This is a genomic window from Pseudoalteromonas sp. SG41-2, from assembly GCF_014164535.1.
GTDB lineage: Bacteria > Pseudomonadota > Gammaproteobacteria > Enterobacterales > Alteromonadaceae > Pseudoalteromonas > Pseudoalteromonas rhizosphaerae.
Genome location: NZ_JACJFK010000005.1, coordinates 11,909 through 35,575, shown reverse-complemented (window position 1 = coordinate 35,575; position 23,667 = coordinate 11,909). Strand labels below are relative to the sequence as shown.

The 23,667-nt window shown below is 40.7% G+C and carries 19 protein-coding genes; 11 read left to right on the top strand and 8 right to left on the bottom strand.

What is annotated here, in order from left to right:
- Positions 1-13 precede the first annotated feature (13 nt).
- From H5186_RS05255 to murB, 3 genes are read right to left on the bottom strand one after another with little or no spacing between them, the layout of a single operon-like run.
- Positions 14-709, bottom strand: a complete 696-nt coding sequence (locus H5186_RS05255; RefSeq protein ID WP_182719320.1) for a type III pantothenate kinase — start codon at positions 707-709, stop codon at positions 14-16.
- Positions 706-1,698 (bottom strand): bifunctional biotin--[acetyl-CoA-carboxylase] ligase/biotin operon repressor BirA, encoded by a 993-nt coding sequence (gene birA, locus H5186_RS05250; protein ID WP_182740887.1) that lies wholly within the window; start codon positions 1,696-1,698, stop codon positions 706-708. The genes H5186_RS05255 and birA overlap by 4 nt, the downstream gene beginning before the upstream one ends.
- Positions 1,695-2,705, bottom strand: a complete 1,011-nt coding sequence (gene murB / locus H5186_RS05245; protein ID WP_182740886.1) for a UDP-N-acetylmuramate dehydrogenase — start codon at positions 2,703-2,705, stop codon at positions 1,695-1,697. The genes birA and murB overlap by 4 nt, the downstream gene beginning before the upstream one ends.
- A 143-nt stretch (positions 2,706-2,848) precedes the next feature.
- On the opposite strand from murB, the gene H5186_RS05240 reads away from it, so the two are divergent.
- Positions 2,849-4,693, top strand: a complete 1,845-nt coding sequence (locus H5186_RS05240; protein ID WP_182768337.1) for a M1 family metallopeptidase — start codon at positions 2,849-2,851, stop codon at positions 4,691-4,693.
- Between the two features lie 68 nt (positions 4,694-4,761).
- On the opposite strand, the gene H5186_RS05235 is transcribed toward H5186_RS05240, so the two are convergent.
- Complete coding sequence (locus H5186_RS05235; RefSeq protein WP_182794217.1) at positions 4,762-5,400, bottom strand: DUF2057 family protein; 639 nt, start codon at positions 5,398-5,400, stop codon at positions 4,762-4,764.
- Between the two features lie 89 nt (positions 5,401-5,489).
- Between H5186_RS05235 and H5186_RS05230 the strand changes: the two genes are divergently transcribed.
- From H5186_RS05230 to H5186_RS05215, 4 genes are all read left to right on the top strand, one after another.
- Positions 5,490-5,861, top strand: coding sequence for a histidine triad nucleotide-binding protein (locus H5186_RS05230; RefSeq protein WP_149983339.1), 372 nt, complete (start codon positions 5,490-5,492; stop codon positions 5,859-5,861).
- Positions 5,862-6,087: 226 nt separating this feature from the next.
- Positions 6,088-6,744 (top strand): response regulator transcription factor, encoded by a 657-nt coding sequence (locus H5186_RS05225; protein WP_149983340.1) that lies wholly within the window; start codon positions 6,088-6,090, stop codon positions 6,742-6,744.
- A gap of 134 nt (positions 6,745-6,878) precedes the next feature.
- On the top strand, positions 6,879-9,035 hold the full coding sequence (locus tag H5186_RS05220; protein WP_182762176.1) for an ATP-binding protein: 2,157 nt from the start codon (positions 6,879-6,881) through the stop codon (positions 9,033-9,035).
- A 31-nt stretch (positions 9,036-9,066) separates the two neighbouring features.
- A complete protein-coding gene (locus tag H5186_RS05215; protein ID WP_182732558.1) occupies positions 9,067-9,420 on the top strand; it encodes a 2OG-Fe(II) oxygenase in 354 nt (117 codons plus the stop codon).
- 6 nt (positions 9,421-9,426) lie between these two features.
- Here the strand turns inward: H5186_RS05215 and H5186_RS05210 are convergent, their stop codons facing one another.
- Positions 9,427-10,845, bottom strand: coding sequence for a mannose-1-phosphate guanylyltransferase/mannose-6-phosphate isomerase (locus tag H5186_RS05210; RefSeq protein WP_182794216.1), 1,419 nt, complete (start codon positions 10,843-10,845; stop codon positions 9,427-9,429).
- Between the two features lie 173 nt (positions 10,846-11,018).
- Here H5186_RS05210 and H5186_RS05205 point away from each other — a divergent pair, with 173 nt between their 5' ends.
- Together H5186_RS05205 and H5186_RS05200 are read left to right on the top strand one after the other, a co-directional pair.
- Positions 11,019-14,291 (top strand): methyl-accepting chemotaxis protein, encoded by a 3,273-nt coding sequence (locus H5186_RS05205; protein ID WP_182794215.1) that lies wholly within the window; start codon positions 11,019-11,021, stop codon positions 14,289-14,291.
- Between the two features lie 108 nt (positions 14,292-14,399).
- Positions 14,400-14,885 carry a DUF4124 domain-containing protein gene (locus H5186_RS05200; RefSeq protein ID WP_310736256.1) on the top strand — a complete coding sequence of 162 codons (486 nt, stop codon included), beginning with the start codon at positions 14,400-14,402 and terminating at the stop codon, positions 14,883-14,885.
- Between the two features lie 2 nt (positions 14,886-14,887).
- Here H5186_RS05200 and H5186_RS05195 read toward each other — a convergent pair whose 3' ends face one another.
- Together H5186_RS05195 and H5186_RS05190 are read right to left on the bottom strand one after the other, a co-directional pair.
- Complete coding sequence (locus H5186_RS05195) at positions 14,888-16,003, bottom strand: aminotransferase class V-fold PLP-dependent enzyme (protein WP_182719313.1); 1,116 nt, start codon at positions 16,001-16,003, stop codon at positions 14,888-14,890.
- A 1-nt stretch (position 16,004) separates the two neighbouring features.
- The gene (locus H5186_RS05190) at positions 16,005-17,177 is read right to left on the bottom strand and encodes a monodechloroaminopyrrolnitrin synthase PrnB family protein (RefSeq protein ID WP_149983347.1); all 1,173 of its coding nucleotides are present in this window, start codon (positions 17,175-17,177) and stop codon (positions 16,005-16,007) included.
- 143 nt (positions 17,178-17,320) lie between these two features.
- On the opposite strand from H5186_RS05190, the gene H5186_RS05185 reads away from it, so the two are divergent.
- The 4 genes from H5186_RS05185 (at position 17,321) to H5186_RS05170 (ending at position 23,075) form a co-directional block, all read left to right on the top strand.
- Positions 17,321-17,779, top strand: coding sequence for an Lrp/AsnC family transcriptional regulator (locus H5186_RS05185; RefSeq protein WP_182785165.1), 459 nt, complete (start codon positions 17,321-17,323; stop codon positions 17,777-17,779).
- A 73-nt stretch (positions 17,780-17,852) separates the two neighbouring features.
- The gene (locus H5186_RS05180; protein ID WP_182794214.1) at positions 17,853-20,579 is read left to right on the top strand and encodes a CHASE domain-containing protein; all 2,727 of its coding nucleotides are present in this window, start codon (positions 17,853-17,855) and stop codon (positions 20,577-20,579) included.
- Complete coding sequence (locus H5186_RS05175; RefSeq protein WP_182740652.1) at positions 20,569-21,933, top strand: carboxylesterase; 1,365 nt, start codon at positions 20,569-20,571, stop codon at positions 21,931-21,933. The genes H5186_RS05180 and H5186_RS05175 overlap by 11 nt, the downstream gene beginning before the upstream one ends.
- Positions 21,933-23,075 carry a GNAT family N-acetyltransferase gene (locus tag H5186_RS05170; RefSeq protein ID WP_182740653.1) on the top strand — a complete coding sequence of 381 codons (1,143 nt, stop codon included), beginning with the start codon at positions 21,933-21,935 and terminating at the stop codon, positions 23,073-23,075. The genes H5186_RS05175 and H5186_RS05170 overlap by 1 nt, the downstream gene beginning before the upstream one ends.
- Here H5186_RS05170 and H5186_RS05165 read toward each other — a convergent pair.
- The gene (locus H5186_RS05165; RefSeq protein WP_145242714.1) at positions 23,072-23,662 is read right to left on the bottom strand and encodes a DUF938 domain-containing protein; all 591 of its coding nucleotides are present in this window, start codon (positions 23,660-23,662) and stop codon (positions 23,072-23,074) included. The two genes, H5186_RS05170 and H5186_RS05165, sit on opposite strands and share 4 nt — an antisense overlap.
- Positions 23,663-23,667 lie beyond the last annotated feature (5 nt).

Sequence of the window (23,667 nt, the reverse complement as noted above, 5' to 3'; positions counted from 1 at the left end):
CAGCCTGTTCTTGTTAATTTTTGCTCAATTCATACCAGTAATTGAGCCCCTTCATCACTAATTGCGGATCATAAATCGCGTCTAAAAATTGCGCTTTCAATAATGCACCATAGCCACCAGCAAAAATTAGTTGAGGTTTTTTATTGGTTAAATGTAATTTTGCTTGTTCAACAGCCCCCAAGGTTGCCACTAGCGCGCCATTTTTTAAACCATTAGGTGTGTTTACACCCAGCTCATTCGCAAAAGGCGTGTTGGCATCATCAAAAACACGCTGCGTATTCTGTGTTAATGAGCGTGTCATGAGATCAAGGCCAGGTAATATCCACCCCCCCAAATGTTGTCCTTGTGCTGTAAGTACGTCAATTGTTGTGGCTGTGCCTGTATCTATCACAATGCAATCTTGTTGCGGCCATAATTGAAAAGCAGCAATTAAACCAAGCCAGCGATCAATACCTAAATTACTAAATTGTTGATACGCACAGCTAAGGTTACTCAATTGTTTAGTCACTTTCGCTTCAAAACATGGCACCTGAAATGCCGATGCTTGTGCTAATAGCCCATTGAGTTGCTCATTTTTACCAACACTTGCATAAACCAGCTCGTTAATTTTCCGCCAAGGTAGCGCACTAACATCACACGGCTTGATTTCGCCTTGCTGGCATAGCGCTGCTTTAAGTGCTGTATTACCTACATCGATTAATAATCTCATTGAACTGCCTTGCGTAGTGAAATTTCACCACCGTAATAGCTTTTAACCTCACCATCTTGGCGAATACGAATACCACCTTGTGGATCTATGCCTTCACATATACCACGCCAGCTTCTATGCCCGGTATTTAACTCCACACACTGTCCTGCAAAGGCGTTGAGTTCGTTCCACTGCTGATACATGTCATGCAAGCCAGTTTGACTGTACTGCGCTAATCGTTGCTCAAGGTGGTATGTTAAATGTGCCACCAGCTGATTTTTATCAATCTGTTGGCTATGTTGGCTCAAATCAGTCCACGCTTGGTCGATTTGCTGGCTGTAGCTTGTAGGCATTTGCAAATTAATACCAATACCTATCACGAGCTGGCATGGCCCTTGTGGCTGACCATCTAATTCGACCAAAACACCTGCGAGCTTTTCTTTATTAAGATAAATGTCGTTTGGCCACTTGAGTTCAATATCTAACTGATACAGTGCTTTTAACGTATCGTAAACAGCTAAGCCTACTGCGATAGACATACCCATTGCGGCTTGCAGCCCGTCATCTAAGCGCCAGAAATAACTATAATACAAGTTCGCACCAAATGGAGACTGCCAAACGCGTCCGCGTCGCCCACGCCCTGCTTGCTGCATTTCCGCGACGACGACGGTGCCTGAATCCAGTGCTTGTTTAGCCGCAATACGGCGCATTAACTCACTGTTGGTCGAATCAATGATCGGATGCACTTCGATATTTGCCGTACTGGCGTTCAAGCCTTGATAATATTGCTGGATCTTATTTTGCTCTAACAAGCCCACGGAGTTATTAAGGCTATAACCCTTACCGCTAACTTTAAAAATATCCAGCCCCATCGCTTGTAAACTTTGCATATGTTTACTCACTGCGGCGCGACTAATGCCAAGTTGCTCACCAAGTAATTGCCCAGAGATAAAGCCACCCTGATTGAGCGCATTTAAGATTGCTAATTTATTACCATCCGGCGCCTTCATGCTAACTCCCCTAAACCGATATGGCATTCAGTATCATTATTCATCAAGCGAACTTCGTGCTGTAAGCTTATTTGATAACGTTGCCATATTTGCTGCTGGATATGTTGAATCATTTTAATTAGGTCACTGCCTTCACTGCCACCATAATTAACTAAAACTAATGCTTGTTGCTGATGCACTTCAATTCCTGCGATACGGTATCCTTTTAACCCTGCTTGTTCTATTAACCAACCGGCAGCTACTTTATGGTGGTGTTCATCATAGTAATAATGAGGCAACTGCGGATGCGCGACGAGCAATTCGCTAAGTAACTGGTTTTCTATAATTGGGTTTTTAAAAAAGCTTCCGGCATTGGCAAGTATGTAAGGATCCGGTAATTTGCTGTTACGAGTTTTAATCACTTGCTCAAAAACCGTCTGCGCCGTTACCGACTCAAGCTGTTGTAAAGGACCGTAGCTTAACTCTGGCTGCCAAAGTTTTGGTAATGCCAATGCAACACAAGTGATCACTGCTTTATTTTTTAATTGATGCTTAAAAATAGACTCTCGATAGCCAAACTCGCATTGTTGACAACTAAGGCGGATGAGCTGCTTAGTGGCGATATCAAAATATTCTACGTATTCAATAAATTTTGCCAGCTCTACACCATAGGCACCAATATTTTGTACCGGTGCTGCGCCAACTGTGCCGGGGATCAAAGCAAGGTTTTCAAGCCCAGGCATCCCTTGTTTGAGCGTATATGCAACAAGCTGATGCCAGTTTTCTCCTGCAGCAACTTCAAGTAAGTAATCATTGTCGCGTTCAATGATGGCGATACCGGTAGTCGCCATTTTAATTACAGTGCCTTGATAATCGCTTAAAAATACCGTGTTACTACCTTCACCTAAAATGCAAAAAGGGCTATCAAACGTCAGTAGCTGTAATTGTGTAAGGTCAGTGATTTCGCACAGTTGTGAACACTGGCTCGGTAAAGAAAATGTATGAAAAGCTTGCAAAGAGAGAGCCACAAAATGCCCCAAAGGTTAATTGTCACTAATCGCAATAGTGTAACCTATCGTCGCAAAACGCGCATCAGATTGTAAAAATTGCTCAACCCTGATGGTCAATCATGATATAAAACCTGCACTTTTTATTTCCGTCCAGGGTCAATATGAAACTTAAACCACTTTTTTTAAGCCTCGCAATGGCAGGTATGTGCTCACACGCAATGGCCAGTGCCATTGATCAAAATTCCTATGCTAATCTTGATGATGTTATTACCACACACTTAAATCTTGATTTAGACGTTGATTTTGCCGACAAGCAGTTAGAAGGTTTTGTTGAGCATACGTTACAATGGCAAAATGCCGACAGCAAAACATTGGTACTTGATACCCGTGACTTAGATATTGATAAAGTAATGTATCAAGATCAAACTGGTGGCTGGCATAAAGCAAAATTTACCCTTGCTGCACGTGATGATGTTAAAGGCTCAAAGTTAACTATTACCTTTAAAAACCAAGCAGCAAAAGTACGCATTTACTACAATAGCCGCCCAGAAGCATCAGGCTTACAATGGTTAACACCTGAGCAAACAGCCAGTAAAACTCATCCGTTTATGTACAGCCAATCGCAAGCAATTCATGCTCGTAGTTGGATCCCAGTACAAGATACACCAGCGATGCGTGTAACTTACTCGGCACGTATTCATACACCTAAAGATGTTCGTGCGGTGATGAGTGCTGACAACAAAGATGCACTTTATAAAGATGGCGATTACATTTTTGATATGCCTCAAGCAATCTCTCCTTACTTAATTGCGATTGGCGCTGGTAATCTAGAATTTAAAGCTATGTCACGCCAAACCGGCATTTTTGCTGAACCAACCATTTTAGATGCATCAGTTGCTGAATTTGAAGACACGCAAGCGATGATCGATAAAACAAGTACCATGTACGGTGAATATGCTTGGGGCCGTTATGACCTCTTAATGTTACCGCCGAGCTTTCCTTTCGGTGGCATGGAGAATCCACGCCTGTCGTTTATCACTCCAACGGTTGTTGCTGGCGATAAAAGCTTAGTTAACTTAATCGCTCATGAGCTTGCTCACTCTTGGTCTGGCAACTTAGTAACCAATGCTACATGGGAAGACTTATGGCTGAATGAAGGTTTTACCTCGTACGTTGAAAACCGTATTATGGAAGAAGTTTATGGTCGTGACCGTGCGGTTATGGAGCAAGCGCTTGACGCTGCAGGCCTGCGTGCTCAACTTAAAACTATTGCAGCGCCAGATACTCGCCTTAACTTAAAACTTAATGGCCGCGATCCGGACGATGCATTCAGCTCAGTGCCATATACTAAAGGCCAGCTATTCTTAATTTACCTTGAAAACAAGTATGGTCGCGACAAGTTCGACCCATTTGTAAAAGCCTATTTTAAAGAGTTTTCATTCAAATCTTTGACCACCGCAGAGTTTGTTACTTACTTAAAAGCGAACTTAATTGAACAGTATCCAGGTGTTGTTAGCATGGATAAAGTAAACGAGTGGATTTTTCAGCCTGGCTTACCGAGCGATGCACCAAACCCAACCTCAGATGCATTCGATAAAGTAGATAGTGCAACTGCAGCATGGTTAAAAGGTGAAACAACAGCCGCACAACTTCCTACGGCAAATTGGACTGTGCATGAGTGGTTACACTTTTTAAATAACTTACCACGTGATTTAAGCCTAGATAAAATGGCGATGCTAGACAGTGAGTTCAATCTTACACAATCAACTAACGCAGAGCGTGCTTTTGCTTGGTTTATGCTTGCGGTTGGCAATGGCTATCAACCTATCTATCCAGCACTTGATAAACACTTATCAGGTATTGGCCGTCGCAAGTTAATCGTGCCGTTATACAAAGCTCTAATTACTAATGGTAAACGTGAATGGGCACATGACGTATACCTAAAAGCGCGCCCGGGTTACCACCCACTTGCGCAAGGTACTATTGACGACTTGTTTGCTAAGTAATAGCTAAATAACTCAAAATTAAAAAAGGGCGATTTATTCGCCCTTTTTGCTATCTATTTTAATCAGCGCTATTTATTTTTAGTGACTTTATCAATGAAAGCTTGCTGCTCTTGAGCACTGGCTTGTTGCCACCAAAAATCTAACATGGCGGCAGCACTAGGCGCATTACCTGCATTAGGTGCAGGGCGAGAAACTGGAGCTTGTAAATTAGCAGCATTAGGTGCAGCTCTGGTTGTTGATGCTGCTGTTGGCGCTACTTGCACTGTCGCAACTTGAGAGCTAGCACTACTTGTCAAATCAGACTCAGCTATAATAGCCAGTGGCGTGCCTAATGACGCTCCTTTTACTTGTAAGCTCACTTGCGGCGCTTCTGCAAAAACTTCTGCTGCTACCGCGTTATCAGCACGGTTAAACACCACATCATAATCTGTATTAGCAGCAATGGTCATCGTCACCCAAAATGGTTCTGAGTCGATAACTTGATGCTCATCGTAACCTTGCTCGTACAGATCGGTGTATTTAAGTTTGACCTGATATACGCCAGGAACTAGTTCGATTTCATCAACACGATTGAAAAATGAATGTTCAATTTTCTTATCGCCCACTTGTAATGGGACTATTTCTTCAGGAAAATTAACGGTTTCCGCCACACTTGCCGCACTCAAAAATAATGACACAATACCGCTTAATAATATCTGTTTACGCATAATAGCTCCTTGTTATTTGATTTCAGTTTGACACTGCAGGCAAAGTTTGTCATTAGTGACTTTAGTACAACCGACAAAGAGCCCTTTAAATGAGCCAAGAAACTATTTTTACTAAAATTATTAACCGCGAGATCCCAGCTGATATCATCTACGAAGATGAGCTTAGTTTAGCGTTTAGAGATATCAACCCTCAAGCCCCTTTTCACGTGCTTATTATCCCGAAAAAAGCGATTGCGACCATCAATGATATTACTGAGCAAGATGCGCCAATTGTTGGCCACCTGTATGTGGTAGCTGCGAAAATAGCCAAACAACAAGGCTTTGCAGAGGATGGTTTTCGCGTGGTAATGAATTGCAATGAACATGGCGGGCAAACTGTTTATCATATCCATTTACATATGCTAGCTGGTAAAATAATGGGATGGCCTCCTTATCAAGATAAGACAAAAGGTTTAATTTAAACTGGTTTACTGTAAATATTTGTAAAAAAACATTAACTTTGGAAAAAATATTATTTTATATTAATTTCAATTGTTTACAGTTATTTTTAAATTTTCCCTTTGTGAAAAATACGAAAAACGTTATAAAACTATGCATATCTTACCCCCAAGTAATAAATTTCTAATACAAAAGGAGCGGGTTGCATGTTAGGATTGATTGGTCAACTTTATTCAAGAGTATATAAGTATGAGTAGTACAGCCTTTTTGTTACTAGATCTAGAGCCAATTAATACAATTGGTATTAATGTATTAGAGCCTTTATTAAAAACCCAAGGGCTCAATGTTACTAACGGAACAAACATATCTGAAGTTCCTGAGGGAACGCGCTTATTGTTTATCGAAACATCAAGCCAAGACGCTTGGGGTAAATTGAAAGAGCAACTGGTCAACCTACGAGTTAAATGCGATATCGTATTATTCAACTTAGACGAAAATCCAGAACTTGCTAATCGCGCATTGCTGAGCGGTATTCGTGGTGTTTTTTATACTACCGACAACGCTGATGTGCTAATGAAAGGCATTCGTTTATTACTGGAAGACCAGCTGTGGTATCGTCGTGATATCATGTGCAACGCGTTAAACCGTATGCTGCAATTTAATAAAGACGCATTACATAAACTTACTGACGGTGATATTGAACCAGTAAAATTAACTAAGCGTGAAAAAGCAATTATCTCTTTGATGAGTAATGGTTCTAAAAATAAAGAAATAGCTGAAGCGTTAAGCATTAGTCCACACACGGTAAAAACTCATTTATACAGCGCATTTAGAAAGACAAAATGTCGTAATCGTATTGAATTATTATCGTGGGCACAACAAAATATTCCTGACGAAATTCGCTAGCCTAGCAACTCTTATTTTAATATTAAAAACAGGTACTTTGTGCCTGTTTTTTGTTTATTCAAGAGCGCGATATTTGCTAACAAACGCAATTGCCATTATTCTAAACTCGTCACCTCGATCTGCTTGGAATATGAATGCTCGACTCCCTCACGCTCTACTCTGCCAGCGCCGCCATGATGGTCGTCATGGCATTACTCAATTTTTTAACTTGGCGCGCTAATAAACATACCCCAGGCACAGTGCTGTATATACTTTATCCTTTAGTGCTATTTATTGCCTTGATGAGCTTTGCCTTACATGGTCATTTCGATAGCACCGCCACTATTGTACTTGCAAATAGTTTATGGTTTAGCGCATCCATCATTCATGCGTTAACAATCAGCCAATTTTTAGGTTATCGCGGCAAAGAGTTTCGGTTTTTTGTATTAGCAACCTTATTTTGCGGAGCGTTGCTAATGTACTTTACCGTAGTTGACTCTAACCTACGTAATCGTATGCTGGCCTCTGATTTACAGCATATAAGCGAAGCATTTTTCTTACTTTATTTATTTATTCGCTTTGCGCGCAAACCTTACCCTAACGGTAGCATCGTCTATATTTTGATCCTTACGATTATCAGCTGTATTTTTACTGGGCGAGTTTTTTTAATGGAAGGTGTGAACAACCTAACACTACTGAAAGAAAACTGGTTTACCATTACGTTATTGATCAATGGTGTGATTGCGCCAATATTTTATACCACTGGAATGGCGTTACTGTGTAATGAGCGTAGAGAGCAAAATCTCAACCAACTAACGAGCAAAGCGCAAAAAGATTTAGAAATTCGCGGGCTATTCTTATCAACTATTAGCCATGAAATTCGCACCCCCCTCAATGGTATTTTAGGTAGCGCACAACTAATTTTGAATCAATCAACCGATCCCCGTGATAAACCTTACTGCGAAGCCATTATAAACTCTGCAGAATCACTTAACTTATTGGTTGATAAAGTACTTGATTACGCCAGCCTAGACCAACACAACGAAGCGCTCTATGAGGAAGACGTAGAATTTAAAACCTGGTTGCATAACTTATGTTTATTACTTAGCCCACTAGCTGAGCAAAAGCGCTTAAAGTTTGAGTTAATATACAATCTTCCTGAGCAAGCTTGTTACTACTGCGACCAACAAAAACTAAGGCAAATTATTATTAACCTAGTCGGTAATGCAATTAAATTTACCGATAAAGGTGAAGTTAAAATTCAGGTGGAATTACTCGAAGAACGCCAACTTGAGCACCACATTCGCATCAGCGTAATTGATTCAGGTCCAGGCATTGAAGATGACGAAATTGAGTACCTTACAGAGCCTTACGTACAAAGCAGTGCCGGCAAAGAAAAAGGTGGCACAGGTCTTGGTCTTGCTATTACCAGTCGCTTGCTTGATAAACTTAATTCAAAGCTCGATATTATCAGCAAACTAGACCAAGGTAGCTCGTTTAGTTTTGATATTACTCTGGCACTTGGCGAGTTGAGTTTAGTTGAACAACGTCATCAATCGAAGGACTACTTAACTGGATTAGACGTATTATTGGTCGAAGATTTAGATTTAAACCAAAAGATAGCTATTGAGTTTATGGCCGATGACGAACATAAAATCAAACTAGCCCGTGATGGTAAAAGCGCTATCGAACTAATGCAAACCTACCATTTTGATGTTGTGCTACTAGATATGAACTTACCGGACTTTACTGGTCAAGAGGTACTCAAAACTCTCAAAGGTATGGAACATAAAAATCAACGTACCCCTGTACTGGCCTTTACAGCCAGTTTAAGTCCTGACGAAATAAAAGAATATTTTACTTTAGGGATCAAAGACATTGTTGGTAAACCTATAAAGCAACAAAAGCTACGCCAAGCATTGAGTGACTCACAAAACAGCCAGGCACCTAGTGTTGCGGTAGAACTCAGTGACATTTTGTATGATGACACCGCCGCCGAAACATTAAAAAGTTCTTTTAGCGAAGATGAAATATCTTCTATATACAACGAGTTTGTGCTGTCTGCTCGTAACAAGCTGATCCGTGCTCAGCAATTATTAGATGAAGATAAAGAACAATGTATCAAGCTGCTCCATCGCCAAGCAAGTACCGCTTTACAGCTCGGTTTTAACCGCTACGGTATAGAGTTAAAAAAAATAGAACGACGCTTACTCGATAACAAACCGCTTAAAGAGTCACTCACAGAAGCGTTGGTACTGTGGCAAAATAGCCTTGAGCAATATTTAAAGTATGTCAGGGAGCAAATGAGTTGACGAGTTGGCGAAGTAATAAGGAAAAGATACAATGGCTATTTTTAAAAATTTATTTCGCTGGCAGCGTGGTAGGCAAGATTCGGGCTATGACAAAATGCTTCTGTGTGGCGCCCATTGGCCAGTAAAGTTTGATACTTATTTAATTAAGTTTCCCGTTGGTAGTGAAATAAAGCCCCATACAGATAAAGTAAAAAAAGGTAAGCATTTTCGTTTAAATCTCATTATTAAACGCGCCCAACTGGGCGGTGAGTTTATGTGCGAAAACACCTTATTTCAAAGCAAGCGTATAAAACTATTTAGGCCCGATATAACTCAGCATGCAGTAACCAAAATAGAAAAAGGTAGTCGTTATATATTAAGTATTGGCTGGGTTAAAAGCGATTAACCTTCACTATTTTCTACCATACTGATCGTCAAAACGTTCAATATCCGTTTCATCTAAAATGCTGCCAGTTTGTACTTCTATAAGGATCAGTGGCTCATTTTGCGTGTTTGCTAGGCTGTGAATATGACCGGCGGCTATATAGCAAGATTGATCGGCAGTAAGCGTGCGTGCTTCGCCATCAATACGTACATCAGCAATGCCAGAGACGACAACCCAATGTTCAGCGCGGTACTGATGGCGCTGTGTTGAAAGTTTGCCTGCAGGGCTGACAATAATTTTTTTCACTTTAAAGCCGGTGCCTGCAATTAACACCCGGTAACTACCCCACGGTCGATACACGGCTTGATGATGGATCAATTTATCGTCGTGCTTAACGGCTAATTGCTTTAATAGTTCCGGGAGCTGATCTAACTGGCTTTTACTCGCGACTAAAGTTGCATCATGGGTGTGAATAATCGCTAAATCACTCACCCCAAGAGCTGCGATGCTATGACCTTCTTCACCACTGAGTAAGTTGTTATGGCTATGTAAAACCACGTCATCTGTGCTTAGGCTATTGCCTTGCTCGTCTTTATCGGCACTTTGCCATAGCGCATTAAAACCGCCGACATCATTCCAATTCAGCGCTAAAGGCAACACCGCCACATTTGGGCTGCGTTCTAAAATAGCATAGTCGATTGAATCACTTGGACAGTTTTTTAAGACTTCATTATTGGCACGGATAAAACCTAAGTCGCCACTGAAATTGGCGGCTGCTGCAATGCAACTGGCGATTTTTGGTGCAAAACGCTCAAGTTCAGCAAGGTATGCGCTAGGAGTGAATAAAAACATCCCACTGTTCCAGCTATATTCGCCACTGGCAAGATATTGCTGTGCTAATAGTAGACTGGGCTTTTCTTTAAATTCATCAACTTCATAGCAGTTTGAAGCCGCTATTTTAGTACCATTTTTAATATAACCGTAACCGCAATGGGCCGAGTCTGGCTCAATCGCAAAGGTAATTAACTTGCCCTGTTGCGCCAAGCTTATCGCATCAGGAAGTTGCTCTATTAACAACTCAAAGTTATCAATATGATGATCGGCTGGTATCACTAATAAAGGTTTATCAAGCCCTTGCTGTAATGCATATTGTGCTGCCAATGCGATGGCGGGAGCAGTATTTTTGCCATCAGGCTCTAACAGTAACGCCATGGTTACAGCGTCGATTTGCTGGCATTGGCTGCTGACAATAAAGCGATGCTGCTCATTACAAACCAAGATCGGATCGGTAAAACATGAGTCAGAGACTCTCTTTAAGGTGCTTTGCAATAATGACTCATCTCCCAGTAGAGGTAAAAACTGTTTTGGCATAGCTTGGCGCGATAATGGCCATAACCGCGAACCGATACCACCGGCCAATACAACTGGAATAATGGACTTTTTCATAGCAAATACACTTAAATTTGAAATGCCCATAGTTTAACAGAGTATAGCAAGTGCATTACAGCAACTAAAAAATCTATTTTTCGTCATATACTCGCTTTTAATTCAAGCTGTTCTACACTAAATCTTAATTACCTGTATTAGGTTTACAGCTTTGCTTTGATAAGGATGTTGTTATGGCTAACCAAACCCGTTCATTCGGAGATTTTGTACGTAATATCGGCTTGACTAAAAAGCTTGTTATTGCCTTTTTGCTCGTTGCATTAATTCCCTTGACGATTGCCATCAGTCTTGCGCTGTATAACTCGGCGACTGCTTTAAATAAACAAACTTACGCTCAATTAGAAGCGGTTAGTGAAATTAAAAAAAGCGCCATTGAAAGGCATTTTGCCGATATACATGCGCAATTATTATTTTTAGCACAAAGCCCTTTACTCCACACCGCAGCCGATGAACTTAGCCGTGCATTTAAAGAGCCCTATACCACCGCCCTCGACAGCACCGCAGAGCAACAGTTGGCAGATTACTATCACAATGACTTTAATACTAAATACCGGCTTAAAAACGAAGATAAATTACCAACTTCTGAGCTGCTTTCTACACTTTCGCCCACAGCTAAATATTGGCAATCACAATACCTAGCAGATAATCCATATCCACTTGGCGAGAAAGCAAAGTTAGCACAGGCAAGTGCTGACAATAACTACAATCTACTACACAGCAAATACCATAGTTTTTTACTAAACTTTGCGCAAAAATTTGATTTTTATGATGTCTTTATCATCGACAATCGCAGTGCTGAAGTGATTTACTCTGTTTACAAAGAAGTTGACTTTGCCACCTCTTTACTTGATGGACCTTATGCTAATAGCAACCTAGCATTGGCATTTAAACAAGCAAAAATGATCAATGAAGATGAAATTACCTTTGTAGATTATCAGCAATATTTGCCATCTTATAATGCACCAGCTAGTTTTATCGCCACCCCGATTTATAACCAAGGCGTACATACTAGCACCTTGGTTTTTCAACTATCCATTGATGCCCTGAATGTCATTATGACTGAGCGGGCAGGCTTAGGTTCAAGTGGCGAAACATATTTAGTCGGACCTGATTTTTTAATGCGTTCTGACTCCTTTCTCGACCCCGAAAACCATTCGGTCGTAAATTCTTTTCGCTACCCAAGCATAGGTAAAGTAAAAACGCTGGCAACTGAGCTTGCTCAGCAAGGAAAAAAAGGTCAGCAAGTAATCACCGATTATAGTGGCTCCTTAGTACTGTCGTCTTATCAACCCATTAACGTATTAGGTATACAGTGGTCATTACTGGCTGAAATAGATAAAAACGAAGCTTTTGCCACGGTCAGTCATTTAACGACGATTCTCGTTAGCACCTTAATCATATCGATTATTGCCATCACTCTGGTCGCTATTTGGTTTGCTCGTTCACTGACCCGCCCGGTGCAATTACTGGTCGACACAATGCGTCACGTTGAACAAAAAGGTGATTTTTCGGTACGAACGCCAGTGCTTTCGAATGATGAAATAGGTTCATCGGCAAGCGCTTTTAATTGCCTGCTTGATGCGCTGCAAAGCTCTATTTCCCAAACCAATACGGTTATGAATAAGATGGCCGCAGGTGAATTTAACCACCGAATTAGTGCGCCCTGCAAAGGCGAATTAGATTCCTTAAAACAGGCCACAAATAATTGCGCAGACTCGCTAGAGCAAGCAATGAGTGAACTAAATCATATTATAGATGAGATGAGCCAAGGAAATTTTAATAGCCAAATAACAACCCCAATGCAGGGACAGTTGGCCACCTTAAAACAAAATATAAATGGCTCACTGCAATCGCTAAATAGCACCATTACTGAAATTGTCGGGGTGATGAGCCATATTGAACATGGTGATTTTAAACAACAAGTTACGGTAGCCGCACAAGGCTCTTTGGCGCAATTAAAAAACAGTGTGAATAATTCAGTACACAGTTTAGCCGGAGCGGTAAGTGATATCAGCCGCGTAATGAGCGCACTTCACGATGGGGATTTTTCACAACACCTTGAGCAACCTCTACAAGGCCAGTTAGCCACACTTAAAAATGATATCAACGCGAGCGTCGACAATCTCGCGTTAATCATTAAAAATATTAACGATGTTATGGCAGCCGTAAATGCTGGCAACTTTAAACAACAAGTAAATTGCAGTGCCAATGGCCAATTATCAACTTTAAAGCATAATATTAATAACTCAATTATGGGTTTAGACACTGCTGTAAGTGAAATATCAAACGTTATGCTGGCGATCAGTAAAGGTAACTTCGAGCAGACAATCGATAGCGATATGAATGGCCAACTCAATGTACTTAAAGATGATGTAAATAGCTCTATTAGCAATTTGAGTATTGTTATTGCTGAACTCGCGCGCGTTATGGCAGCTATGCGTAGCGGTGATTTTAATCAACAACTAGAGACAAACATGCAAGGCCAATTAGCGCAGCTGCAAAATGATGTGAACAGTTCTTTGACCATCACCGCAGATGCAATCGCAGAGGTAACTAAGGTATTAAGCGGGCTTGCTCAAGGCAATTTAAATCAACAAGTACAGCAGGATTACCAAGGTGTATTTGCTACATTAAAAGCAGATGTAAATCAAACGATTGAAAAACTTACCAGTGTTATTAGCAGCATCCAAGACTCTGCCTTAAGAGTATCACAAAGCGCCGCAGAGATAGCAGAGAGTAACACCGAAATAAGTCAACGCACTGAAGAGCAAGCAGCCAATTTAGAAGAAGCCAGTGCCAGCAGCAGTAACATGCTGGATGAAATAGCAGCCATTGCTAAGCAAGCTAACGAAGCGGTTAAGCTTGCAGAAAACGCTCAAATGAGCGCAACCGAAGGGGGCGAGCTATCCATACAAACGGTTCATGCCATTGTTGAGGTCAATAATTCCAGTAAGGATATTAATGAAATTGTCTCTGTTATTGATGAAATAGCATTTCAAACCAATTTATTAGCTCTCAACGCAGCGGTAGAAGCTGCCAGAGCTGGCGAGCATGGTCGCGGGTTTGCGGTCGTTGCCAATGAGGTTAGAGAATTAGCTGGACGTAGCGCAACCTCGGCGAAACAAATTAAAACTATAATAAGCAACAGCAACCAAAAAATTAGTCACGGTACCGCCCTTGCTAATTCATCAGGTGAGAAACTAAAGCAAATTGTCAGCGCTGTGGCTGATGTTAACCATATGATAGTGTCTATCAATAGCTCTTCGATTACCCAACAACAGGCAATTAAAGAGGTAGATATTGTGGTACAACGTCTAACAACCTTGATCCAAGAAAACTCAGCGATGACTGAAGAAACCATGGCTGCGGCAAAACAAATGGCAGATCAAGCTAACACTATGCGTCACTTGCTCGGGTATTTTTCACTGCAAAAGGCACCGTTATAAGGAAAATAAATTCACTAATAAATAGCAACGATTAATTGGCGATTCAAATTAACAAACTTGATAAACTAGCTGCACTAGATATTTTAATGCAAATTTAGGGATTCATAAGTGTACTTGCGACAACTTCAGTTAACAATGGTTTGTGCCTTAGCGATGCTGATACCACCAGCAGCTGTGGCTACGGCTGCTTACCAATGCACGGTTGATGGCGTGGCTACCTTTAGTCAACTACCTTGTGGTGACGATGCTAAAGAAATAAAAATTCCACCAACTAATGTGACCCAAGCATCTAATACGCAACAAAGCAAAGATATCATGGCGTCTGTAGATAGTTATGTTGCGATGCAAAAAATTGATCGTGAAATTGCAGTTTATCAACGAGAAATAAAGCAACTTCAAGATACTCTTGCAGAACAAAAAACCAAAATAAACTATATGACGCAAGACTCTGCAAATAAAATGGGTGCAAACTCAATTGCTGATGCGATAGCAAAACGAACAGCACAAGCTGAGCAACGCATTGAGCCGAAAATAAAGCAGTATCAGCAACAAATTGATGCGTTAAAAGCGTTTAAAACGCAACTAAGCCAATAAATTTAGCTTAGGGTTTGTTTAACCACTTTTATTAGCTGTGCTATATCACTACTGTTGTTATAAATATGCGGTGAAACTCGCACCCCATATGCTCGCGCATCGACACTTATGTTCGCCTGAGACAGTGCGCTTAATACCGCCGGCTGTTGCTCGCCAAAATTTAAAATAGCTGTACCGCTGCATTTTTCTGGCGTTGTTGGTGAAACCAAATATGGCCTAAACTCTGCACTTAATTGTTCAAGTAGCGCCAAGTTGTGCGCTCGCACTGTTGCAACACCTAATTTAGCAAAGTAACCAATGCTATGCCCTGCGAGTACAAATGGCGCAATCGATGGAGTGCCGCCCCAAAAACGCAATGCGCTATCATGATAAGCAAAGTGATGAATATCAAACTCAAATGGATTTTGATGTGAAAACCACCCTACATCTTGTGGTTCGCACACATTTAATTGCGCTTGGCTTACCCATAAATACGCCGCACCTGGACCTGAGCATAACCACTTAACGCTGGAACCAATCATAAAATCAGCATCAACTTGGCTTAAATCTAGAGGTAATACACCAGCTGACTGCGCCACATCAACAAGACTCAAACAGCCTACGTGCTTACACAGTTGCGTAATTTCAGCTACGGGCGCTTGCTGGCCAGTATTTGAATAAGCGTGACTGATAAATACTAAATCAATATCTGCTTGAATATATTGTTGCCATTGCACGCTATCAGTTAAATCTACGTGTTCAGGAATAAACTTTATTTCAGCGCTACTAGCCAGCGCTTTTTGCATTGCAAACCCCATGCTAGGAAAGTCACTTTGCGCCATCAACACCTTACAATTAGCTTGCTGTAAGCGAGGATGCGACATAACTAACTTTGTTAAAGCGCTCGATAAATTTACTTGTGGGCAAAATTGCCTGCTCGGTGAATTAAACAATGTACTGAGCGCCTGAGTAAAGCGCTCAATGGCTGGCAGCCACTGTTGCCATGGCTCTTTATTACTCGCTTGCCAAGGAGCAAAAAAATGCTGGTTAAAATCATCTTGGCTGCTTTTCAGTGCACGGCCAACAGAGTGATTTAGCAAGTAACAGCCTGCCGCAAGATTAAAGTCATCTTTGTACATATTAATTACTCACCCATTGCTTTAATTGTGCTAAATCATCATAACGAGTTCTTATATCATCACGCTTTGCTGCAGCTCGACGATCTCTTAATTGTTCAAGAGAATCCAATAACACATGCAATGGCGGACCGCTGGCAGTCACTTTATTCATATGTTGCTGTTGCATGTGTTGAGCTGGCTGAGCTATAAACTTACTAACCAGTTGATTATGATGACCTATTGCAGTATCGCCATGCAGCTTACATACTTGTATAAACAACTTGGCATTGGTTTTAAACCACGAGCTATGGCGGGTATCTCCTGCCGCTAAAAAGTCATCCATTATGCTTGGCATACGCATAGACTCTCGCAGAATTTGCTGATCTTCAGGCATCATATATAAAAATTTATCCACCAGCATTTGTGAATAACTCGGTTCGTTGGCAAAGCATAAACCTAACAGCATATCTATAACGTTAATTCCGGCAAAATCTCCCGCATTGGCTCCACGGTAAACCTCTTTGCCAACCCGATACGGCTTATAGTAAGGACGTACACAGAAAAAGAATCGCTCGGTGTCTAACTGATTATATAAAGCCGTATTCGATTCAATCACATCGACTAACGCCTGCTTGGCAACTTTAAGTAAATCACCGCATAGCGGATGCGAAATACCTAATGGCTGAATTTTTAATAATGCATCAGCTGCTCGCTTATAGGCTAAAATCCCTTTGGTATTGTAATCAATGAATAATTTTTCATCTGGCAGATCCGTAAAGCGCTTATAAAGGCCATTAATAGCCTTATTATGGGTGGTTAAATGAGCCGTCGCAAAGCGCGGAGTAACCCCTATTGATGCACCAATATGCATAGCTAGTGCCGAGGCCTCGACTAAAGGCGAGGTCGTTTCGCGCGATGGTTCAGTGATCTCATGGCGTCGACAAGCCGCCATAAATAATCCTACATTGCCAAGTAAATCAAACGCACGATCAAACCCTTCGTCAGTATTGCCTTCTGCTAGTAACTTACGAATATGCGCATTACCCTCAGCCTCTAACTGATGCTTAAATTGCTCCCCGACAAATTCTACGTTAGCTTTATCTTCTTGTTGCCAATAGATAGCCTCTAGTTGACTATTAATTTCTACAAAGCGGGTTCTGAGCCACTCATCAAATGCCTGGGTATTATTACTCACAGATATTACTCCACACCAAAGTTTATTGCATTAATGTTAACAGATAACATAGAGCACAAATCAGCAAAACCACTAATTAAAATCCATACAATTAGTGATATTCACTCTATAATCACTATTAAATAAAATTTATTGTCATAGTTATGAGTTTAGATAAAAAAGATCAACAATTACTAACGTTGTTACAAAGCAATGCGCGTACCTCTGTATCAGAACTTGCAACAACTGTAAGCTTATCGGATACCCCTTGCTTAAGGCGTATAAAAAAACTTGAAGCAAGTAAGGTGATCACTGGCTATCACGCAGCCTTAAACCCACGCGCACTCGGGTTAAAAGTGCTGGTCTATGCGTTTGTGCGGTTGAGCCACAATTCCGCCAGTGCGGCAAATATGTTTGAAGAACACGTGGAAAAACTGAATCATGTACTGGAGTGCTCTGTCATATCAGGAAGCTATGATTACTTATTGAAGATTATTGCTACCGATTTAGAAAGCTACGAAAGTTTTGTTAAATATAAGCTTGGGAGTATTGATTGTATTGCTAACATTGAGTCTACAGTGGTTTTAAAGCAAACATTTAGCAAAAGGCAGCTACCACTTTAAAAAATAATACTATTTAGTGTCGATTCGCTATACTGAAATATCATTATAAAAATAATATTTAACAAGGATGCATGTGAAGATTTTTCGTTCAACATCCAGTTCTTTTGTTTTTTACATATCGTTTGCTGTTGCTTATTTTGCAACTGGTAAGTTATTAACTAATTTTGCCTTTCAATCACAAGTCATCCCTATTTGGCTCCCTGCTGGTATTGCCTTAGTTGGCTGTTTTATCTGGTGGTGGCGTTTTATGCCGGCATTATTTATTGCCTCTGTCGCCTTTAATTTAAGTACCGGTGATAACCCGATCACTGATCAGGTTTTAATTGGCAATACGCTAGAACAAGTACTGCTAATCGGCTTAGGCGCCGTGCTACAAGGCATGATTGGCGCTGCTCTTTTAAAGTACTGGCTAGGCCATCCGCTGTATTTAAAACAACGCCAATCGATTATTTATTTTATTTTTATCGTCGGTATTGTCGTCAGCCTCATATCGGCCAATATTGGAGTCTATGCTTTAAGTCAATTTAATCCCGCCTACAGCATTGAAAATCACTGGAAAAATGTTACTTATTGGTGGTTAGGTGACTCACTCGGTGTGCTGATCGCAACCCCCTTTTTATTGGCCTTACTACAGCCTAAATTTAAACGACACTACGTCACCCCATTGCCAACCATCGCAGTCTGCTCGGTATTATTCGTCTCTGTCGCCTTAACCACTAAACTATACAACCAAGAGACTTATTCAAATGCGATACAAATTGCCAAGCGTGAAACATCTATCATTGAAAACAGTTTACTGCGCAATTTAAATCTTAGCCAAATAACCGTACAAAGCCTTGCGAGCCAAATTCAATCAACACCAACTTTAAGTCAGCAAGAGTTTGATAGCTACAGTGCCCAATTACTGGCTGAGCATTCATTTATTAAAGCATTTTCATGGAATCGCAAAATTCCCCCAGCTCAGGTCAGTGATTTTAACAAGCAGCTCGATGAAATTTATAATTCATATAACTTTGATCCGAGTATTAAAGGAGCGCCATTATCAAACGACGATCCATTAGTGATTATTACCTATATCGCCCCTTTTTCAGAAAATCAATCCGCTATTGGTTTTAACCTCAATTCTCGTAAAGATCGCCGTGAGACTTTACTCGACCCACGCATCAAAAATCGCCCTGTAGGCACTAAAATAATTCAATTAGTGCAAGCACAACAACCTGAGCCCGCTTATTTATTATTTGCTCCGGTGTATCAACAAAATAATGAAGTTGCCTCAATTAAAGGCTACGCAACAGGTGTATTTTTAGTGGAAAACATACTTGCTCAATCGCTTACGCAAGCACAAAATAAGATGTTTAATATCGCTATTTATGAAGCCAATGCTACCAACCCGTTTTATTCAAACGCCGAAAATGTGCCGACCAAAAGCAATAAGCTTACAACCATCACGATTAATTTTGCAGGGCAAACATGGCTAGTTGATTTAACGATTAAAGATGAGTTCCTACCGCATCAAACTAATCACATGACACTCTTTTTAATTATTCTACAGGTCATTGTAAGCTCACTCATTTTACTGATATTACTGTTATTTAATAACCAGCACCTTGCACTCTCACGCTTGGTAGCAGAGCGTACTCGCTCGCTCGTTAAAGCTAAACAGCAATCTGATTTAGCAAATCAGGCTAAAAGCCGATTTTTAGCAAATATGAGCCATGAAATTCGCACCCCACTTAACGCTGTGATTGGCTTTTCAACCCTAGCTAAAAATGAAGATAGCCCTGAAATTCTTTCTGATTATTTAAATAAAATTAATTTAGCGTCTAAATCATTGTTAAGTTTAATCAATGATGTACTCGATATCTCTAAAATTGAATCACAAAAGCTCACCTTAGAAGTCGCTCCTTTTGATTTGAATGCGCTTCTTGCTCGGATCAGTAGTATGTTCGAGCAAAGCGCAGAACAAAAAGGCATTCACTGGAAAGTTGATAACCAATTACCAACCGATATTTGGTTTGAAGGTGATGTTATGCGAATTGAGCAAATTTTATTAAACCTATGTAGTAACGCCATTAAGTTTACCTATGAAGGTGAAGTAAGTGTTAGCGCATACAGCAAGGAGATCACCGATAGACGTCGTCAAATCACCTTGACTATTAAGGATTCGGGTATCGGTATTGCGCCATCAGAGCAAAGTAAGTTATTTGATGCGTTCACCCAAGCCGATAGCTCAACATCACGTAAATTTGGTGGCACAGGGCTTGGTTTAGCAATCGCAAAAGAACTTAGCTTATTAATGTCTGGAGATATCAGCGTACAAAGCGAGCCAGGTAAGGGCTCTACTTTTACTCTGTCTGTCGAGTTAAATACATGTGCAGCGCAACAAGTAACGGCAAAGCACGTACACCAGCATGTTGACTTAAGTAAACTAAAAATACTGGTTGCAGAAGATAACAGCGTCAATCAATTAGTCATAAAAGCAATGCTTAGCTCTTTAGGGATTACCCCAACACTGGTTGAAAATGGCGAATTAGCAGTAGAACAAGTTAAAATAAATGACTTCGATTTAGTATTAATGGATTGCCAAATGCCGATTATGGACGGTTACCAAGCCACCGCCTTGATACGTCAAATTAAAAGTACTGAGCAATTACCAATTATTGCCTTAACTGCTGATGTAATGCCTGAAGATAAAGCCAATGCCTTAGCAATTGGTTTTAATCAGCATCTTGCAAAACCCCTCGAACTCGATAAGCTAACCGAGTGCCTAATCAATTATGTAGATGTTTATGAGCCTTAATGGAATATTACTAACTCTCACTTTAATAACAACCTCTAGCCTTGCTATCAGCCAAACCAACTGCGTTACTCAGTTAACTGATTTAAACTATATTATGAACAGCAAAAAGCAGGGCCTATTACGGTTTGAAAAAAGCAATGCTAATACGGATTTTTCCTATCATAGTGAGCAAGCATTTAGTGATTATTTAAGCTTTGCATACCAACATATTTTAGCGGCAAACCCGCGCGCATCAATGCCTTGCCCTATTTTAACTGATACCTATCAGCTTTTAGTTAAACAACAGCAACGCACTAGCCCCCCTAATATAGTTGATCTTATAGCGCCATTTGAATTACGCCAAAATAACAACCACAAAGCAGTTCTATTAATTCATGGCCTTACCGACTCTCCATTTACCTATCATGACTTGGCACAAATTTACTTTCAACAAGGCTATACCGTACGTACTTTGCTGTTACCAGGCCATGGCACCGCAGCTAATGCACTAAGCAGTATTAATGCCAAACAATGGCAGCAAGCTGTAGACTATGCAATTAAACGTACTATAAAAGATTTTGATCAGGTGATTTTAGGTGGCTACTCTACAGGCGCAGCCCTATTACTTAATTATTTAACTGTCGAGCCCGTTGACCCAAAAATAACTGCACTGATGCTATTTTCGCCCGCCACTGAACCACACAATAAAAATGGTTGGCTGGCGAAGTGGATTGACCGTATTCCCTTTGTGAATTGGATAGATAAAGACGCCGATATTGATTTTGCTAAATATGAGTCGTTTCCATTTAATGCTGCAACCGCAGCCGATGATGTTATGCGCTCAATCGCGTTACCAGAACTAATCGAGCGTCAATTACCAAACTTGGCTATTTTTTCAGTGATGAGTGATATAGATACCACCATTGATACCCGTGCATCGCTGCAATTGTTAAGCGCCTTGCATGATGTAAAAATACGCCCTGCAAATAGCTTAGATACCTTGGTTTTTTACGGTGATAAAACAACCATTACCAGTGGTTTTCCAAAAGGCTATAGGGTATTAAATCCACAGTGCAAAAATACAATCTGTAAAAACATTCATGGTATTTCTCATATTGCCGTAGTTAACTCACCTGATAACCCTTACTACGGTATTGCTGGCGCTTATCGCAATTGCGGCAGTTACCTCGATGATGATACTTTGTATAAGCAATGTAAAACGACCGAAAAACCTAATATTGGCGAGCGTACTGCAGAAAATATTGCAGCATTTCCAACCTTTCAACGTCTGACTTACAACCCTTACTTTACTGAGCAAGCACTCTATATAAAACAGTTTATAAAGCAGGTTGAAGGCTCGCAGGGCAATCAATAATGAGTATATTTAGTCACCGCTGGTTAACCAGTATCAGTGCAATAGATACCGCTGTTTGGCAGCAGTTTTTTGCCGATAATCCATTTACTGATCATGCATTTTTATTTGCATTAGAACAAAGCCAATGCGTATCAGCCGCGTCTGGTTGGCAACCGCAACATTTAGCCATTTACCAAAATGATACTTTGGTGGCATTAGCACCCGGCTATCTAAAAAGTCACTCTTATGGCGAATATGTATTTGACTGGGCATGGGCTGAAGCTTACCAGCAACATGGTTTAGAATATTACCCTAAGTGGTTATCTGGCTCACCGTTTAGCCCTATTGAAGGTCAACGCCTTGCGATTGCACACTCACACCCAGAACAAGTGTATCAGTACATAACAAAGACTTTAACAGCTCAATGTGAGCAACAAGGTTGGTCTGGCTGGCACATTAACTTTTGCTCGCAACTGCAAGTCTCTCAACTCACACCACATCAAGGTATGCATCGTATTGGCGTGCAGTTTCAATGGCAAAATCAAAACTACGCTACTTTTGACGATTTTTTAGCGCAGTTAACCGCACGAAAACGTAAAGTATTGAAAAAAGAACGTAATAAAATAACCCAGCAAAATATTAGTATTAAATGGCTGCAAGGTGAACAGATAACTAAAGCTGTGATGAGCCAGTTTTGCGAATTTTACCAACGCACTTATTTAAAACGCTCTGGCCACATGGGTTATTTAAATCATGACTTTTTTATTTTGTTACATGCCTTAATGGCCGATAAACTGGTGATCATGCATGCCATCCATGATCACGAAGTGGTCGCTGCAACACTGAGCTTTAAAAATAATGACACACTATACGGGCGCTATTGGGGAGCTATAGCAGAAATTGATTGCCTGCACTTTGAGCTTTGCTATTACCAAGGTATTGAATATTGTATTAAACATCAGCTTCAGTGTTTTCACTCAGGTGCGCAGGGCGAGCATAAAATAGCACGAGGTTTTGCACCGGTATTTACTCACTCCGTACATGCCGTAATGGATGCTACTTTTAGCCCTGCGATAGCAGATTACTTACAACGTGAGCGTCAGCATATGCGCATCTATCATCAGCAATGCACTGAATTATTACCTTTTAAGATTGATAACTAATGACGTTTAAAAATCAATAACTGATTATTAGCAGGCATCGCAATATCATCAACAAGCATTAACCCTGCTTGCTCAGCTAATTGCTGTACCCATTCGAAATCACGAATGCCACTTTGGCTGTCTTGCTGATTTAAAAATTCATCAAAACGCTGATTACTTTCACTGGTAAAGTTGCCGTTGTATTTAAATGGGCCATAAATACACACGAGACCTTTTGACGCTAAATGCTTATTAACACCTGTAAAAAACTGCTCAACTAACGGTTTGCTGACGATGTGTAACGTATTAGCGGTATAAATAGCATCAACGGTATTTATTGGCCAAGGGCGATTTAGATCTAACTCTACCGGTGCGTGCAAATTATCTAGCTTTGCTTCATCAAGCCACTGTTTAATACCATTATGATTAACCAAGCGATCACTGGTATGCCATTGTAAGTGAGGCAAATTAGCAGCGAAGTGCACGCTGTGTTGCCCCGTACCTGATCCCACCTCTAACACACTCTCGACTTGTGCTAAATATGCTGTGATGACGCTTAATATTGGATTTTTATTATTTTCACACGCTTGCGAGAAAGGTTTCGTCATATATA

Excerpts from the sequence above, each read along its gene's own strand:
- H5186_RS05255 (WP_182719320.1), bottom strand. The coding sequence starts at position 709 with ATGAGATTATTAATCGATGTAGGTAATACAGCACTTAAAGCAGCGCTA.
- birA (WP_182740887.1), bottom strand. The coding sequence starts at position 1,698 with ATGAAGGCGCCGGATGGTAATAAATTAGCAATCTTAAATGCGCTCAAT.
- H5186_RS05240 (WP_182768337.1), top strand. The coding sequence starts at position 2,849 with ATGAAACTTAAACCACTTTTTTTAAGCCTCGCAATGGCAGGTATGTGC.
- H5186_RS05235 (WP_182794217.1), bottom strand. The coding sequence starts at position 5,400 with ATGCGTAAACAGATATTATTAAGCGGTATTGTGTCATTATTTTTGAGT.
- H5186_RS05230 (WP_149983339.1), top strand. The coding sequence starts at position 5,490 with ATGAGCCAAGAAACTATTTTTACTAAAATTATTAACCGCGAGATCCCA.
- H5186_RS05225 (WP_149983340.1), top strand. The coding sequence starts at position 6,088 with ATGAGTAGTACAGCCTTTTTGTTACTAGATCTAGAGCCAATTAATACA.
- H5186_RS05220 (WP_182762176.1), top strand. The coding sequence starts at position 6,879 with ATGCTCGACTCCCTCACGCTCTACTCTGCCAGCGCCGCCATGATGGTC.
- H5186_RS05215 (WP_182732558.1), top strand. The coding sequence starts at position 9,067 with ATGGCTATTTTTAAAAATTTATTTCGCTGGCAGCGTGGTAGGCAAGAT.
- H5186_RS05210 (WP_182794216.1), bottom strand. The coding sequence starts at position 10,845 with ATGAAAAAGTCCATTATTCCAGTTGTATTGGCCGGTGGTATCGGTTCG.
- H5186_RS05205 (WP_182794215.1), top strand. The coding sequence starts at position 11,019 with ATGGCTAACCAAACCCGTTCATTCGGAGATTTTGTACGTAATATCGGC.
- H5186_RS05195 (WP_182719313.1), bottom strand. The coding sequence starts at position 16,003 with ATGTACAAAGATGACTTTAATCTTGCGGCAGGCTGTTACTTGCTAAAT.
- H5186_RS05185 (WP_182785165.1), top strand. The coding sequence starts at position 17,321 with ATGAGTTTAGATAAAAAAGATCAACAATTACTAACGTTGTTACAAAGC.
- H5186_RS05175 (WP_182740652.1), top strand. The coding sequence starts at position 20,569 with ATGAGCCTTAATGGAATATTACTAACTCTCACTTTAATAACAACCTCT.
- H5186_RS05170 (WP_182740653.1), top strand. The coding sequence starts at position 21,933 with ATGAGTATATTTAGTCACCGCTGGTTAACCAGTATCAGTGCAATAGAT.
- H5186_RS05165 (WP_145242714.1), bottom strand. The coding sequence starts at position 23,662 with ATGACGAAACCTTTCTCGCAAGCGTGTGAAAATAATAAAAATCCAATA.